This is a genomic window from Cupriavidus sp. C2SS-8b, from assembly GCF_057073745.1.
The window spans coordinates 1,911,767-1,926,153 of sequence record NZ_CP172716.1; the positions used below are offsets into that span (position 1 = coordinate 1,911,767).

The 14,387-nt window shown below is 64.0% G+C and carries 14 protein-coding genes and 1 pseudogene; 4 read left to right on the plus strand and 11 right to left on the minus strand.

Annotated features, from left to right (window positions below):
* Positions 1-16: 16 nt before the first annotated feature.
* The 3 genes and pseudogenes from ACIGJB_RS08840 to ACIGJB_RS08850 form a co-directional block, all read right to left on the minus strand.
* Entirely contained in the window at positions 17-964 is a 948-nt protein-coding gene (locus ACIGJB_RS08840) for a nucleotidyl transferase AbiEii/AbiGii toxin family protein (RefSeq protein WP_483729507.1), read from the minus strand.
* The gene (locus tag ACIGJB_RS08845; RefSeq protein WP_483732293.1) at positions 948-1,769 is read right to left on the minus strand and encodes a type IV toxin-antitoxin system AbiEi family antitoxin domain-containing protein; all 822 of its coding nucleotides are present in this window, start codon (positions 1,767-1,769) and stop codon (positions 948-950) included. The genes ACIGJB_RS08840 and ACIGJB_RS08845 overlap by 17 nt, the downstream gene beginning before the upstream one ends.
* Positions 1,770-1,960: 191 nt before the next feature.
* Positions 1,961-3,161, minus strand: a pseudogene (locus ACIGJB_RS08850) (tyrosine-type recombinase/integrase); the annotation flags it as partial.
* A 58-nt stretch (positions 3,162-3,219) separates the two neighbouring features.
* Here ACIGJB_RS08850 and ACIGJB_RS08855 point away from each other — a divergent pair.
* A complete protein-coding gene (locus ACIGJB_RS08855) occupies positions 3,220-3,381 on the plus strand; it encodes a hypothetical protein (RefSeq protein ID WP_483729508.1) in 162 nt (53 codons plus the stop codon).
* 80 nt (positions 3,382-3,461) lie between these two features.
* Here the strand turns inward: ACIGJB_RS08855 and guaA are convergent, their stop codons facing one another.
* The 3 genes from guaA to guaB form a co-directional block, all read right to left on the minus strand.
* Positions 3,462-5,081, minus strand: coding sequence for a glutamine-hydrolyzing GMP synthase (gene guaA, locus ACIGJB_RS08860; RefSeq protein ID WP_483729509.1), 1,620 nt, complete (start codon positions 5,079-5,081; stop codon positions 3,462-3,464).
* Positions 5,056-5,679 carry a hypothetical protein gene (locus ACIGJB_RS08865; RefSeq protein ID WP_483729510.1) on the minus strand — a complete coding sequence of 208 codons (624 nt, stop codon included), beginning with the start codon at positions 5,677-5,679 and terminating at the stop codon, positions 5,056-5,058. Before ACIGJB_RS08865 ends, guaA begins: the two co-directional genes overlap by 26 nt.
* Before the next feature lie 76 nt (positions 5,680-5,755).
* Positions 5,756-7,219 carry an IMP dehydrogenase gene (gene guaB, locus ACIGJB_RS08870; RefSeq protein WP_483729511.1) on the minus strand — a complete coding sequence of 488 codons (1,464 nt, stop codon included), beginning with the start codon at positions 7,217-7,219 and terminating at the stop codon, positions 5,756-5,758.
* 121 nt (positions 7,220-7,340) lie between these two features.
* On the opposite strand from guaB, the gene ACIGJB_RS08875 reads away from it, so the two are divergent.
* Together ACIGJB_RS08875 and ACIGJB_RS08880 are read left to right on the plus strand one after the other, a co-directional pair.
* Positions 7,341-8,300, plus strand: a complete 960-nt coding sequence (locus tag ACIGJB_RS08875) for a DMT family transporter (protein WP_483729512.1) — start codon at positions 7,341-7,343, stop codon at positions 8,298-8,300.
* 103 nt (positions 8,301-8,403) lie between these two features.
* The gene (locus ACIGJB_RS08880; RefSeq protein WP_483729513.1) at positions 8,404-8,931 is read left to right on the plus strand and encodes a DUF4124 domain-containing protein; all 528 of its coding nucleotides are present in this window, start codon (positions 8,404-8,406) and stop codon (positions 8,929-8,931) included.
* Between the two features lie 10 nt (positions 8,932-8,941).
* Here the strand turns inward: ACIGJB_RS08880 and ACIGJB_RS08885 are convergent, their stop codons facing one another.
* Together ACIGJB_RS08885 and ACIGJB_RS08890 are read right to left on the minus strand one after the other, a co-directional pair.
* The gene (locus tag ACIGJB_RS08885; RefSeq protein WP_483729514.1) at positions 8,942-9,289 is read right to left on the minus strand and encodes an RnfH family protein; all 348 of its coding nucleotides are present in this window, start codon (positions 9,287-9,289) and stop codon (positions 8,942-8,944) included.
* A complete protein-coding gene (locus ACIGJB_RS08890) occupies positions 9,276-9,713 on the minus strand; it encodes a type II toxin-antitoxin system RatA family toxin (RefSeq protein WP_483729515.1) in 438 nt (145 codons plus the stop codon). Before ACIGJB_RS08890 ends, ACIGJB_RS08885 begins: the two co-directional genes overlap by 14 nt.
* A 212-nt stretch (positions 9,714-9,925) precedes the next feature.
* Between ACIGJB_RS08890 and smpB the strand changes: the two genes are divergently transcribed.
* Complete coding sequence (gene smpB, locus ACIGJB_RS08895; RefSeq protein WP_483729516.1) at positions 9,926-10,378, plus strand: SsrA-binding protein SmpB; 453 nt, start codon at positions 9,926-9,928, stop codon at positions 10,376-10,378.
* Between the two features lie 19 nt (positions 10,379-10,397).
* Here the strand turns inward: smpB and ACIGJB_RS08900 are convergent, their stop codons facing one another.
* The 3 genes from ACIGJB_RS08900 to ppsA form a co-directional block, all read right to left on the minus strand.
* Positions 10,398-11,327: an SPFH domain-containing protein gene (locus ACIGJB_RS08900; protein ID WP_483729517.1), complete on the minus strand. Its 930-nt coding sequence runs from the start codon at positions 11,325-11,327 to the stop codon at positions 10,398-10,400.
* A 61-nt stretch (positions 11,328-11,388) separates the two neighbouring features.
* Positions 11,389-11,814 carry an NfeD family protein gene (locus ACIGJB_RS08905; RefSeq protein WP_483729518.1) on the minus strand — a complete coding sequence of 142 codons (426 nt, stop codon included), beginning with the start codon at positions 11,812-11,814 and terminating at the stop codon, positions 11,389-11,391.
* A gap of 184 nt (positions 11,815-11,998) precedes the next feature.
* Positions 11,999-14,383: a phosphoenolpyruvate synthase gene (gene ppsA, locus ACIGJB_RS08910; RefSeq protein WP_483729519.1), complete on the minus strand. Its 2,385-nt coding sequence runs from the start codon at positions 14,381-14,383 to the stop codon at positions 11,999-12,001.
* Positions 14,384-14,387: the final 4 nt, after the last annotated feature.

Genomic DNA, 14,387 nt, shown 5'->3' on the forward strand with positions numbered 1-14,387 from the left:
TTGTCCTCCCACTGCATCAGCGCGCCATGATGCGCGCCAATGCGTCTGCCAACTGACCACGATCCGCAGCGCGCTTGGCCGCCGTGCGCTGCGCCAAATTGTGCAGCTTGCGCCGAACGCCAGGCAGATCGGCCGCATGGGCAAGCCCGATCAAGCTGAAATCTGGTTGCTCATCCTCGACGGATTGCAGAAAGGCGCGCGACGGCTCATCCAGCCACGCCGCTACGCGCGCCAACAAGCGCTCGCGGCTTTCCAGCAAGGCCCCTACCTCGATGGGCTCGGTCGTCATGCCCCTGAAATGGGCCTCGAAGGTGGCCTCGAAATCCGCTGGCACCCGAGGCGCCAGCATCTCCCAGGCCGGCTTAGGGCTGCAAGTCAGGTACACGAGGAAGGTGCGCCAGAGCGCTTCGTCCGCCCGCTCGTCCTCCAGCAGCAAGCCCACATCGAAGAGATCGCGTGGATGCTGCCGCGACAGCGCCGCCGCCAACTTGCCGGCATATAGGTCGGCGAAGTCCAGCACCTGCACCTCGGCGAAGCCGAATGCTTCCTCGACTCTGGGGCGCACGACCATGCTACGCACTGGATGCACCGTGCCGCGCATGACTGGCGTCGTCTCGATCTGCACCCGCGCACGACCGCGGCTGGCCACCAGCCGCGTGACTGTTCCTGCGCCCTCGCCCGCCGAGGTCTGCACTTGCAGTTGCAACGGGCGGGCGCGCAGCGCATCTGCCAATCGCCCAAGGGCTTCAGCAATCAGCTTCGCATCCTCGGCATAGTCGTGCACCGGCAGCCAAGCCAAGTCGATGTCCACCGACAGGCGCGGCAAATCGTGCTCGAACAGGTTGATGGCCGTGCCGCCCTTGAGCGCGAAGCGCGGCTCCTGCGCCAGCACGGGCAGGATCTCGACCAGCAGCCGCACCCGGTCGGTGTAGCGCTGATCCCAACGGTCAAGCCAGGTGCTCATCGAGGTCTCCCGGCAACGTGATCTGATAGGTGGGATGCAGGCGACCACCAGGCACCAGCGCGCGCTTGCCCCGGCCCAGATCGACATCCTCCAGCGGCACGTGCGCCAGCCATGCGTGCCGATGGCGATCAGCCAGCGCAAGGAACAGCCGCTTCGCCTTGATGCTGCGGCAGTGGCGCAACAATAGACCGACACGCTGTGGCCGCAGCGTGGTCATGGCTTGCATCAGCGCGTCGGCCTCGTAGACCAGCGCCGCATCCGACACGCCATCGCACAACTCCAGCATGGCCCGCTCTGGCGTCGAGCACACCAGAGCGTCGATGCCCGGGCCGACTCGATGCCAAGCCAACCCTTGCTCGGTCAGAACGGACTCGGACACCTCGACCGTGAACGGCACGGCAGGCAGATCGAACGGCCCCTTGCCCTGGAATGCGAAGCGCTCCTGCAACGGCAGCTTGCTCACCCAGCCCGGTGGTCGCTCCGGCCCATAGAGGGCGACCGTCCCGGCATCGCCCAGACGCAGGTAGTGCTCGTGTCCCTGCAGGCTGAGTGCGAAGCGGCCGCCGACATGCAGCGGCATCCCCTCTCCGACTTGCAAACTGCGAACCACGCCCTCCCACTGCAGGTGGCCGCCCTTGCGCATGTAGACGCCGCGTACAGGCGACACCAGCCAGCCGCTGCTCACATAGCGCGCGACGAGGCTGTTGGAGTAGCCGTGTGCCCGCAGCCAGCGACTTGATATCAGGCGCGTGTCGCCCAGTTCGGCTAGCAGCAGGTTCAGCTTTCCGGTATTTTGATCACCCATAGTGGTCAAAATACATCTTTTATAAACTCCTGCCAAGACCTGAAGGTTTGGCTCAGGGCAAAAAAGATCACTCAAAGTGAGCTTTTTTCTACAAAAATAAACCATGTGCAGCGCATCAATGGCTCGTCCAGAGAGACCTATCATGCCGCCCTCCTTCACAAGGACGAGGACGGGAACCATCACGTTCTCCGCAGCTTCGGCACATGGGTGTGCCCGTCGATCCAGGCATCCACCATGTCCGCCCACTCTTGCAGCATGTGGCGCCGCTGCTCGGCGTACTCAGCTTTGTTGTAGATCGAACGCGACGAAGGTCCGTCCTCATCAGCCAGACACTTCTCGATCCAGTCGCGGTTGAAACCCACTTCGTTCAACAGCGTCGAGCCAGTGCGGCGCAGATCGTGGACGGTGAATGGCTCCAGCGGCAAGCCGGCGGCCTTCGCAAATCTGCGTAACCCGGTTCAAGGTCGCGTTGGACATGCAGCGATCGGCGTCGTAGCGTGACGGCAGCACGAACTTGGAGCCGGCCGCACAGGTATGCAGCGCCACGAAGATGTCGAGCGCCTGACGCGAAAGAAAGACCACGTGGGGATTGCGCCCCTTCATCCGCTGCTTCGGAATCGTCCAGGTCGCGTTTTCGAAATCCACCTCATCCCAAGTGGCGCGGATCAGTTCGCTCTTGCGCACCAGCGTCAGCAGGATCATGCGCAGCGCCAGTCGGATGGTCGGATAGGTCGCTACCGATTCCATCTGCCGTGCCATCAACCGGATTTCCAGAGGCGACAAGGCGCGATCCTTCGGCACGAAAGTCGCAATCGACGCCGCGCCTACATCATCGGCGGGGTTGCCCACCTTCTCGCCATGCAGGATGGCGAAGACAAAGACCTGCTTCACGATGTCGCAGACGTGGACCGCGGTGGCGGGTGCACCGCGCGCCTTCACTTTGTTGCAGAGGGCTCGCAGGTCATCGGCGGTGATTTCGTTGAGTTGGCGATTCTGGAAGACAGGCAGGATGTCTCGAACGACGATGTGCTTGCGCATCGCCTTCGTGCTGTCGGCCATCCGGGCGTCCGCCATCCACTTATCGGCCACGTCGCCAAAGGTCTTGGCCGCAGTCAGCCGGCGCTTGTCGCGCTGCTTCTCCAGTGCCGGGGATTTGCCTTGGGCGACGGCCCTCTTGGCGTCGATCAGCTTTTCGCGGGCCAGGGCCAGCGAAATGCCGGCCGGTCCATAGCGGCCGATGGTCAGGGTTTCGCGACGTCCGTTGAGACGGTAATCGTAGCGGAAGGTGACGGTACCGGTAGGCGATACCGTCACGTACATTCCATCGCGGTCAGAAGCCTTATAAATCTTGGACTTAGGCTTGAGATTGCGCAGTGCGGTGTCGGTAAGCATCGAGGTTTTCCTCCTGTTTCGTGACGGCTTTTACCGTCAGGGGCCAGGAGACCTGCTGATGCCCGGAAAGCCGCATGAAACAAGCTTTCCCGAGGAGACTTTTACCGTCAAAGACGGCTTTGGTCTGGATAGTGAACGGGAGGGTCTTAATCCGGCCTCCGGTTCTTACCGCCGCTTCTACCGCCAACCTGTTTTGCTGGTCGGCGATAGCCACCGATAGTCGTCGTGACGCATTCTTTTTAAATCAATACGTTACGGCAGTTTATCGATAGCTGGCGATAGTCCTCGAAGGACGTCAATTCACTCCCATTCGATCGTCGCAGGCGGCTTCCCCGACACGTCATACACGACCCGGTTCAGGCCACGCACTTCGTTGATGATCCGGTTCGAGCAGCGCCCCAGCAGCGAATACGGCAGGTGCGCCCAGTGCGCGGTCATGAAGTCGGTGGTTTGCACGGCACGCAGTGCGACAACGTAGTCGTAGGTCCGGCCATCGCCCATCACGCCCACCGACTTGATGGGCAAGAACACGGCAAAAGCCTGGCTGGTCAGGTCGTACCAGCTCTTGCCCACCTGCTGCGGCTCGCACAGGCCCGCAGCGGCGTCCTGTTCCGTCGCGATGGTCTTGCGCAGTTCTTCGATGAAGATCGCATCCGCGCGGCGCAGCAGTTCGGCGTAGTCGCGCTTGACTTCGCCGAGGATGCGCACGCCCAGGCCCGGGCCCGGGAACGGGTGGCGGTACACCATCTCCGGCGGCAGGCCCAGCGCCACGCCGAGTTCACGGACTTCGTCCTTGAACAGGTCGCGCAGCGGCTCCAGCAGCTTCAGGCCCAGCGTTTCAGGCAGGCCACCGACGTTGTGGTGGCTCTTGATGGTGGTGGCCTTCTTGGTCTTGGTACCGCCCGATTCGACTACGTCCGGGTAGATCGTGCCCTGGGCCAGCCACTTCGCATTGGTGAGCTTCTTGGCTTCGGCCTGGAAGACCTCAACGAACTCGCGGCCGATGATCTTGCGCTTCTGCTCGGGGTCGGTCACGCCGGCCAGGTGGCCGAGGAACTGTTCCGACGCATCGATATGCACAACCTTGGCATGCAGGCGGCCGGCGAACATCTCCATCACCATCTTGCCCTCGTCCAGGCGCAGCAGGCCATGGTCGACGAACACGCAGGTCAGCTGGTCACCGATCGCGCGATGGATCAGCGCGGCAGCCACCGACGAATCCACGCCGCCGGACAGGCCGAGGATCACCTCCTCGTCGCCGACCTGCTTGCGGATCAGCGCAACGGCTTCTTCGATGTGGTCCTTCATCACCCAGTCTGCGCCGGCGCCGCAGACGCCCAGCACGAAGCGCTCCAGCATCTCGCGGCCCTTCGACGTGTGCGTGACTTCCGGGTGGAACTGGACGGCGTAGTAGCCGCGCGCCTCGTCGGCCATGCCGGCGATCGGGCAGCTCGGGGTGGAGGCCATCAGCTTGAAGCCAGGCGGCAGCGCGGCAACCTTGTCGCCGTGGCTCATCCAGACCTTGAGCATGCCATGGCCTTCGGCCGTGGTGAAATCCTCGATGTCCTTGAGCAGCGCGGTGTGGCCATGCGCTCGGACTTCGGCGTAGCCAAATTCGCGATGATCGCTCCACTCGACCTTGCCACCGAGCTGCACGGCCATGGTCTGCATGCCGTAGCAGATGCCCAGCACCGGCACGCCCAGGTCCCACACCGCCTGCGGCGCGCGCAGCTGGTGGTCTTCGTAGGTGCTGGCGTGGCTGCCCGACAGGATGATGCCCTTGGGCGCGAATTCGCGGACGAATTCGTCGCTCACATCGTTCGGATGGATCTCGCAGTAGACGTGGGCCTCGCGAACGCGGCGGGCAATCAGCTGCGTGACCTGCGAGCCGAAATCAAGAATAAGGATTTTGTCGTGCATGATGGGCGGGTGGCGTATCTTCCGGTTCGGGTTCGGTTGTCACTTCCGTGCCCGGACCATAACCGGGCGGCGGCGTGATGACCGGCTCGCGCCGGTTGTCGGGGAATGGCGATGTTTGCGCGCGGCGCGCGGGGCCGGGTTGCGGGCGCGGGTCATTGGCTTCGGTGGCCTGCTGCAACTCGCGCTCTGCCTTCAGCTGCCGCTCGCGGTTGCGTACGCGCTTGGCCGCCGGTATCTGCACCAGCGCGAAAAAGCCAAGCATCGCCACCAGGATGGGCACCCAGACCTTGCCGGCGCCTTCCAGCGGCAGTTCCAGGAACACCAGCCAGGAGAGGATCAGCAGCGCGCTGGCCAGGTTGACGTAGCCAACGGTCCGCGCCACGGTCACGGTCATCTGTCCGTTGACGGTGGCATGCCACAGCAGCCAGGACAAGCCGATCAGCGCGACACCCAGCAACTGTCCGAACAGCGCCGGTTGCGGCTGGGGCAGTTGCAGGGCCGCATACAACGTCGTGAACGGCGACATCAGCAGCAGCACGCCGAGCATCAGGTCGAGCAAGGCGTCGAAGAACAGTACGGCTCGCAGCAGTACCTTCATGAGCAGTCCTCAGCAGGCCCGGCAGGCTTGCCTGCCGGGATGCCTGGCACCTGGCTCGGCAGGCCCGCCGCGCGGGTCAGTCGATGTGGTAGTTCGGCGCTTCCTTGGTGATCTGCACGTCGTGCACGTGCGACTCGCGCATGCCGGCCGCGGTGATCTGCACGAACTGCGAGTTCTCATGCCAGTCGGCGATCGACTTGCTGCCGCAGTAGCCCATCGAAGCCCGCACGCCACCAGTGAGCTGGTGGATGATGGCCATGACCGAGCCCTTGTAGGCGACGCGGCCTTCGATGCCTTCGGGAACCAGCTTGTCGACGTTGGCGGTGTTGTCTTCCTGGAAGTAGCGGTCAGCCGCGCCGTCCTTCATCGCGCCCACCGAACCCATGCCGCGGTAGCTCTTGAACGAACGGCCCTGGAACAGGAACACCTCGCCCGGCGCTTCCTCGGTACCGGAGAACATGCCGCCCATCATCACGGTGTGGGCGCCGGCGGCCAGCGCCTTGGCCACGTCACCGGAGTAACGCACGCCACCATCGGCGATCAGCGGCACGCCGGTGCCCTTGAGGGCTTCGGCCACGTTCGACACGGCGGTGATCTGCGGCACGCCGACACCGGCAACGATACGCGTGGTGCAAATCGAGCCCGGGCCGATACCGACCTTGACGCCGTCGGCGCCATGCTCGACCAGCGCGCGCGCGGCGTCGCCAGTGGCGATGTTGCCGCCGACAACCTGCACCTGCGGGAAGTTCTGCTTGACCCAGCGCACGCGGTCCAGCACGCCCTGGCTGTGGCCGTGCGCGGTATCGACCACGATCACGTCCACGCCGGCCTTCACCAGCAGTTCGACGCGCTCGTCATTGTCCGGACCCACGCCGACGGCGGCGCCGACGCGGAGCTGGCCATGGTCGTCCTTGCTGGCCAGCGGATTGTCCACGGCCTTCTGGATGTCCTTCACGGTGATCAGGCCGCGCAGCTCGAAGGCCTGGTTGACCACCAGCACACGCTCCAGGCGGTGGCGGTTCATCAGGCGCTTGGCTTCTTCCAGCGTGGCGCCTTCGTTGACGGTCACCAGCTTTTCGCGCGGGGTCATCTTGGCGCGCACCGGCGCATCGAGTTCTTCCTCGAAACGCAGGTCGCGGTTGGTGATGATGCCAACGACGGTCTTGCCTTCCAGCACCGGGAAGCCCGAAATGCCATGCTGCTGCGACAGCGCGATCACTTCCCGCACCTTCATGTCGGGGGAAATGGTGATTGGATCACGCAGCACGCCCGATTCGTAGCGCTTGACGCGAGCGACCTCGCGGGCCTGGTCGGCCGGCTTCAGATTCTTGTGAACGATGCCGATGCCGCCGGCCTGCGCCATGGCAATTGCCAGGCGAGCCTCCGTCACGGTATCCATGGCAGCGGACACGAGCGGAATGTTCAGGTCGATCGAACGGGTCAGGCGGGTACGAAGGGAGACATCCCGGGGCAGGACGGCCGAATAGGCCGGCACGAGCAGCACATCATCGAACGTGAGTGCTTTCTGGACAAGACGCATAGCAATTCCTCTAGGCGCAAAACCGAATTATACAGGAATGCGCGCGTCTTGACGCGGCGCAAACGCCGGCGCACGACGGCCTCTGCTATGCTCGAAATCTTTTTTTCGAAGCGTGGCGGGAATGGGGATTGGCGTACTGTGCGGACTGCTGGCGGGCGCGTTCTGGGGCATGGTCTTCATCGCGCCCAAGCTGCTGCCGGCGTTTTCGCCGTGGGAACTGGCCATCGGGCGTTACCTCGCCTATGGGCTGGTCGCGCTGGTCGCCTCCCTGCCGCTGATGAAGCGCATTGCACGCAAGCTTACGCGTGCCGATTGCGTGGCATTGCTGCGCCAGGCCTTCACGGGCAACCTGCTGTACTACGTGCTGCTGGCCTTCGGCGTCCAGCTCGCCGGCGTGGGACCGACCTCCCTGATCATCGGCATCCTGCCGATTTCCGTGACCATCATGGGACGGCGCGACCATGGCGCGGTGCCGCTGTCACGGCTGATATGGCCGCTGCTGGTGGTCGCTGCCGGCATTGCCTGCATCAACATCGACCTGTTCGGCGGCGGCCAGAGCGCGCATGCCGCCGCGGCCGGCGCCATGGCGCGGCCAGTGTGGCAAAAGCTCGCCGGCGTGGCTTGCGCGGCCGGTGCACTGGTCTGCTGGACTTTGTATGCCGTAGACAACGCGCGCTACCTGCAGCGCAATCCGCACTACAGCGGCAATGAGTGGTCGGCGCTGTACGGACTGTCGACGGGGGCGGTCTCGGCCATCCTCGCACTGGGCGGCTGGCTGCTTGCCGGCGACGCCCTCAGCGCCCCCGGCACTGGACGCGACTGGCAATGGTTCTGGATGGTCAACGCCGCCGCGGCACTGGGAGCGTCGCTGATTGGCAACAACCTCTGGAACATCGCCAGCCGCCGGCTGCCGCTGACGCTGTCGGGCCAGATGATCGTGTTCGAGACGCTTTTCGCGCTGGCATACGGGTTTGTGTTCGATCACCGCTGGCCGCGGCCGCTGGAAATCGGTGCCATCGCACTGCTCATGGTCGGCGTGGCCTGGTCTGTCCGCTTGCACGCCAGCGACAAGTCTGCGTAGACTTGCATGCGATGTCGCCGGGGTCACATCCGGGATGCCCGGCCGGCCGGGCACCCCAACGCCAGCCGCAGAACATCTGTCCAGACACTACCTGCACCCAGCCATGATCCGCTCGTCCGCGCTGTCGCTTTCGCTGCTTGCCGCCGCCCTCGCTTCTGTGCCGGCATCGGCATCCGCCCAGTGGCAATGGCGCGACGCCAGTGGTCGGATGGTGTACAGCGACGTTCCCCCGCCTCCTGACGTCACGCGCATCGTGAAGGGGCCAGGGAAGCTTTCCGGCGAATACAAGCCCGTCGAGACCACAGCCGCGACACCCACCACCGCCGAAGCTGCTCCGGCCCGGCCGGCCACTGCAAAGGCCGCCGCGGCACCCGCACCGACGGCCGAGGAAGCGTTCCAGAAGCGCCGCGCTGAGCGGCTCGAGGCGGCCGCCAAGGATGCGCAGAAAGAGGCTGAGGCCAACGAGCGGGCCACGCGTTGCGCCCAGCTGCGCAATTACGCGCAAGGCCTGCAACAAGGCGCGCGTACCGGCGTGATGACCGCAGACGGCGGCGTGCAGTTTCTCGGCGGCGAACAACGCCAGGCCGAGATCATGAAAACCAACGCCAATATCGAGAAGGACTGCAGCTAAGGCCTGCCCTTCAACTGCCGCCGCGCAACCACTTCTGCCCTTCGCGCGTGCCGCTTGCACGAGTCTTCTGCACACGCCGGCGCCGGGCCAGCTTCGGATCGGCGGTCAGGGGTCGATAGACTTCGATGCGATCGCCGGCGCGCACCACGGTATCGGGCGTCTTTAGCTTGCCGTAGATACCGACACGCATGGTCGACGGATCCACCTCGGGGCAGGCCTGCTGCAGCCCCGAGCCGACGACGGCCGCGGCAATCGTGGTGCCTTCCGGCACATCGATTTCCTCCAGGAAAACCGAATCCGGCCTGGCGTAGCACACCGAGATGCGCACCGTGCCCGGCGCGGCATCAGTTGGCGCCATAAACCACCTCGGCACGCTTGACGAAGGCATCCACGAAGGTATTCGCGATGACGCTGAATACCGGCCCGATAATCTTTTCCAGCAGCAGGCTGGAGAACTCGTAATGCAGGTGGAATTCGATCTTGCAGGCATCCTCGCGCAGCGGGGTAAAGCGCCAGGAACCGTTGAACGTCTTGAATGGGCCGTCGGCAAACGTCATGTCGATGCGCGTGGGCCGCTCCTGCGTATTGCGCGTATGGAAGAACTGCTGGATACCCTTGAACTGGATATGGATCTTGGCATCGAGCGTGGTCTCGGTCTGCTCGAACACCTCGACGCCGCCACACCACGGGAGGAACTTTGGATAGTCCTCCACGCGCGTGACCAGGTCGTACATCTGCGCGGCCGAATAGCCGAGCAGCACGGATTTATGGACGTCTGCCATGAATGGAAAAATCGGGTATCCGGCCGTACCGCACTGCAATATCGCGCCAATCGGAGCTGGCGCGCCGCGGACATGGACCGGTACCGGGGCTGGTTTGCTAAAATCCGGATTTTAGCCGACACAGGCGTCCGCGGCATCCCCGCCGCAGAATGGGCCACCAGGCCCGCGCCGTCCGGCGAGATTTTTCACTTACGCTCCCCTTACCCGCACGCATGACCATTGCAGATAACAAGAAGGCCTTTTTCGACTACTTCATCGAAGAGCGATTCGAGGCCGGCATCGTGCTGGAAGGCTGGGAAGTCAAGGCGATCCGCGCGGGCCGCGTGCAGATCAAGGAAGGCTACGTCGTGGTGCGTGATGCCGAGATGTACCTGATCGGCGCCCACATCAGCCCGCTGCAGAGCGCCTCCACGCACGTCAATCCGGACCCGGTGCGCACGCGCAAGCTGCTGCTCAAGGCCGACGAGATCAAGAAGCTGATCGGCAAGGTCGAGCAACGCGGCTACACACTGGTGCCGCTGAACCTTCACTACACGCGCGGCCGCGTGAAATGCGAGATCGGCCTGGGCAAGGGCAAGAAGCTCTTCGACAAGCGCGAAACCGAGAAGCAACGCGACTGGCAGCGCGAGAAGTCGCGCATCATGAAGGGCGGCAGCAAGGAGTAAGCCGCCGGCCCTGCTTCAATCAGGCGGCCTTCTGCCCTTTCACGATCTGCAAGGCAGAGGCAATCATGCTGCTCATCTCGCCCAGGTTGCCCGGCACGATCAACGTATTGCCCTGCTTGGCCAGGTTGCCGAAGGCCGTGACGTACTCCTCGGCCACCTTGAGGTTCACGGCTTCCATGCCGCCGTCCACGCGGATAGCCTGACCGATTTTCTGGATGGCCTGCGCGTTGGCCTCGGCCACCGCGAGGATGGCTGCCGCCTCGCCCTGCGCCTTGTTGATGGCGGCCTGCTTTTCGCCTTCGGACTTCTGGATCGCGGCTTCGCGCGCGCCTGACGCCAGGTTGATCTGCTCCTGGCGCTTGCCCTCCGATGCCGCGATCAGCGCGCGCTTCTCGCGCTCGGCGGTGATCTGGGCCTGCATCGCATGCAGGATTTCCTTCGGCGGCGTGAGGTCCTTGATCTCGTAGCGCAATACCTTCACGCCCCAGTTCGAAGCCGCCTCGTCCAGCGCATTCACCACGCTGTGATTGATGAACTCGCGTTCCTCGAAGGTCTTGTCGAGCTCCAGCTTGCCGATGACCGACCGCAGCGTGGTCTGTGACAGCTGCGTGATCGCCACCACGAAATTGCTGGATCCGTAGGAGGCCTTCATCGCGTCCGTGACCTGGAAGTACAGCACGCCGTCGACCTGAAGCTGGGTGTTGTCCTTCGTGATACAGACCTGGCTCGGGACGTCGAGCGGGATTTCCTTCAGGATATGCTTGTAGGCGACGCGGTCGACGAATGGCACCACGATCGTCAGCCCCGGCGTCAGCGTTGCGTGATACCGCCCCAGGCGCTCGAGCACCCAGGCATGCTGCTGGGGCACGATCTTGACGCCCTTTGCAATCAGCACGATGGCAGCAATCAGGATAATCAGCGGCAACAAGCCAAGCTGAAAGACTTCCATGTAAGACCCTCCGGACAGTTGACAGCAATGCTGCGCCGCCAGGGCGCGGCAACAACGGGAATCAGCGCGGCAGGACGATCAGCGTCGAACCGCGGACTTCGACAATGCGATAACGCCCGGGCGCAGCATCAGGGCCAGGCGCAAGTTCGACGGTCCAGTCCGCGCCACGGTACGGCACACGCGCACGACGGTAGGTATCCCACGCCGGCACTTCGAGTTCCTGGCCGATGTCGAGGTTGACGCCTGGATCGGCCGCCGCATTGCCCCTGCGCAGCCGGCCAAACCGCGTGCGGCGCAGCAGGACGATGGCGATGATCGCCACCACGGCCGCCACCAGTGTCTGCGTGGGCGGCTCCAGCCCTGACAGCGCCGCTACGCCGCCCGCGGCCAGCCCGAACGCAACCATCAGCAGATAGAACGTACCGGTAGCCAACTCGGCGATCACGAGCACGGCCACGGCGACGAACCACAGGTAGTGCATTGCCATGTATCCCCATTTCCCGGGTCGAGGCCGGGCTACCCTTTTCCACCGTCATCCAATGCGTCGGGCAAAGAAAAACCCCCGCAACGCCATCGGCGTCTGCGGGGGTTTTTTTCACACCTGCCGCAGGGCCGGTGCTAACCGGCGCATCGTAGCGCCGGCAGTTGTCGTTATTGTGACGTCAAATACATCAGGACGCCAGTTGTTGCCACGTGTCGACGACCGAATCCGGGTTCAGCGAGATCGACTTGATGCCTTCCTTGACCAGCCAGGCGGCAAAGTCCGGGTGGTCCGAAGGACCCTGACCGCAGATGCCGACATACTTGTTCTGGCTGAGGCAGGCCTGGATTGCACGCGAAAGCATGAAGCGCACGGCGGGGTCGCGTTCGTCGAAGTCCTTCGCCAGCAGTTCCATGCCGGAGTCGCGGTCCAGGCCCAGGGTCAGCTGGGTCAGGTCGTTCGAACCGATCGAGAAACCATCGAAATGTTCCAGGAACTGCTCGGCCAGGATGGCGTTCGACGGCACTTCGCACATCATGATGACGCGCAGACCGTTCTCGCCGCGCTTCAGGCCATGCTTGGCCAGCAGGCCGATGACCTTCTCGGCCTGGCCCAGCGTACGGACGAACGGCACCATGATCTCGACGTTGGTCAGGCCCATTTCGTCGCGCACGCGCTTCATGGCCTTGCATTCCATCTCGAACGCTTCGGCGAAGTCTTCGGCGATGTAGCGCGAGGCGCCACGGAAGCCCAGCATCGGGTTTTCTTCATCCGGCTCGTAGCGCGAGCCACCGATCAGCTTCTTGTACTCGTTGGACTTGAAGTCCGACAGGCGCACGATGACCGGCTTCGGATAGAACGCGGCACCGATCGTGGCGATACCTTCGGCCAGCTTGTCGACGTAGAACGCGCGCGGGCTGGCATGGCCGCGGGCCACGCTTTCCACGGCCTTCTTGAGGTCGGCATCGACTTGCGGGTAGTCGAGGATGGCCTTCGGGTGCACGCCGATGTTGTTGTTGATGATGAACTCGAGGCGAGCGAGGCCCACGCCGGAATTCGGAATCTGCGCGAAATCGAAGGCCAGTTGCGGGTTGCCCACGTTCATCGTCAGCTTGACGGCAATCTCCGGCATTTCGCCGCGCTGCACTTCCGTGACTTCGGTTTCGAGCAGGCCGTCGTAGATGCGGCCTTCGTCGCCTTCGGCGCACGACACGGTCACCAGCGTGCCGTCCTTCAGCACGTCGGTGGCGTCGCCGCAGCCGACCACGGCCGGCACGCCCAGTTCACGGGCGATGATGGCCGCGTGGCAGGTACGGCCACCGCGGTTGGTGACGATCGCCGAGGCACGCTTCATCACCGGCTCCCAGTTCGGGTCGGTCATGTCGGCCACCAGCACGTCGCCGGGCTGCACGCGCTCCATCTCGGCCGGGTCGTTGATGACACGCACCGGGCCGGTACCGATCTTCTGGCCAATGGCGCGGCCGCTGGTCAGGATCGGGGCGGTGCCCTTCAGCTTGAAGCGCTGCTCGGCCTTGCCGGCCGACTGGCTCTTCACGGTCTCCGGGCGGGCCTGCAAGATGTAGATCTTGCCGTCCTTGCCGTCCTTGCCCCACTCGATATCCATCGGGCGGCCATAGTGCTTCTCGATGATCACGGCGTACTTGGCCAGCTCCGACACGTCGGCGTCGGTGATCGAGTAGCGGTTGCGCAGTTCGGTGGGTACGTCAACGGTCTTCACGCGGCCGGCTTCGCCCGGCTTGGTGAATTCCATCTTGATCAGCTTGGAGCCGATCGAGCGGCGGATGATCGGGTACTTGCCGGCCTGCAGCGTCGGCTTGAAGACGTAGAACTCGTCCGGGTTCACGGCGCCCTGCACCACCGTTTCGCCCAGGCCATAGCTGGAGGTGATGAAGACCACGTCGGGGAAGCCCGATTCGGTGTCGATGGTGAACATCACGCCCGACGAAGCCAGGTCCGAACGGACCATGCGCTGCACGCCGGCCGACAGTGCGACCACGTCATGGGCAAAGCCCTTGTGCACGCGGTAGGAAATGGCGCGGTCGTTGTACAGCGACGCAAACACGTGCTTGATCTTGTCCAGCACGTCGTCGATGCCGCTGACGTTCAGGTAGGACTCCTGCTGGCCGGCGAAGGAAGCGTCCGGCAGGTCTTCGGCCGTAGCGGAAGAACGCACGGCGAACGATGCCTCGGCGCCTTCGCGCTCGGCGGCACGGGCGTAGAACTCGCGGACTTCCTGCTCCAGGCGCGGCTGGAACGGTGCCTCGACGACCCAGTTGCGGATCTCGGCGCCGGCTTCGGCCAGGGCCTTGACGTCATCGACGTTCAGGGTCTTCAGGCGATCGGAAATGCGCTGGGTCAGGTTGTTGTGCGCGAGGAAGTCGCGGAATGCCAGCGCGGTGGTGGCAAAACCACCGGGGACACGGACGCCGGCTTCGGCCAACTGGGAGATCATCTCGCCCAGCGACGAATTCTTGCCGCCAACCGTTTCCACATCCGACATGCGCAACTGCTCGAACGGCTGCACGTAGGCGCCGTTATTTGCCTGGTTAGTCATGAAA

Coding starts and splice junctions, on each gene's coding strand:
- ACIGJB_RS08840 (WP_483729507.1), bottom strand. CDS start 964: ATGAGCACCTGGCTTGACCGTTGGGATCAGCGCTACACCGACCGGGTG.
- ACIGJB_RS08845 (WP_483732293.1), bottom strand. CDS start 1,769: ATGGGTGATCAAAATACCGGAAAGCTGAACCTGCTGCTAGCCGAACTG.
- ACIGJB_RS08855 (WP_483729508.1), top strand. CDS start 3,220: ATGCCCGGAAAGCCGCATGAAACAAGCTTTCCCGAGGAGACTTTTACC.
- guaA (WP_483729509.1), bottom strand. CDS start 5,081: ATGCACGACAAAATCCTTATTCTTGATTTCGGCTCGCAGGTCACGCAG.
- ACIGJB_RS08865 (WP_483729510.1), bottom strand. CDS start 5,679: ATGAAGGTACTGCTGCGAGCCGTACTGTTCTTCGACGCCTTGCTCGAC.
- guaB (WP_483729511.1), bottom strand. CDS start 7,219: ATGCGTCTTGTCCAGAAAGCACTCACGTTCGATGATGTGCTGCTCGTG.
- ACIGJB_RS08875 (WP_483729512.1), top strand. CDS start 7,341: ATGGGGATTGGCGTACTGTGCGGACTGCTGGCGGGCGCGTTCTGGGGC.
- ACIGJB_RS08880 (WP_483729513.1), top strand. CDS start 8,404: ATGATCCGCTCGTCCGCGCTGTCGCTTTCGCTGCTTGCCGCCGCCCTC.
- ACIGJB_RS08885 (WP_483729514.1), bottom strand. CDS start 9,289: ATGGCGCCAACTGATGCCGCGCCGGGCACGGTGCGCATCTCGGTGTGC.
- ACIGJB_RS08890 (WP_483729515.1), bottom strand. CDS start 9,713: ATGGCAGACGTCCATAAATCCGTGCTGCTCGGCTATTCGGCCGCGCAG.
- smpB (WP_483729516.1), top strand. CDS start 9,926: ATGACCATTGCAGATAACAAGAAGGCCTTTTTCGACTACTTCATCGAA.
- ACIGJB_RS08900 (WP_483729517.1), bottom strand. CDS start 11,327: ATGGAAGTCTTTCAGCTTGGCTTGTTGCCGCTGATTATCCTGATTGCT.
- ACIGJB_RS08905 (WP_483729518.1), bottom strand. CDS start 11,814: ATGGCAATGCACTACCTGTGGTTCGTCGCCGTGGCCGTGCTCGTGATC.
- ppsA (WP_483729519.1), bottom strand. CDS start 14,383: ATGACTAACCAGGCAAATAACGGCGCCTACGTGCAGCCGTTCGAGCAG.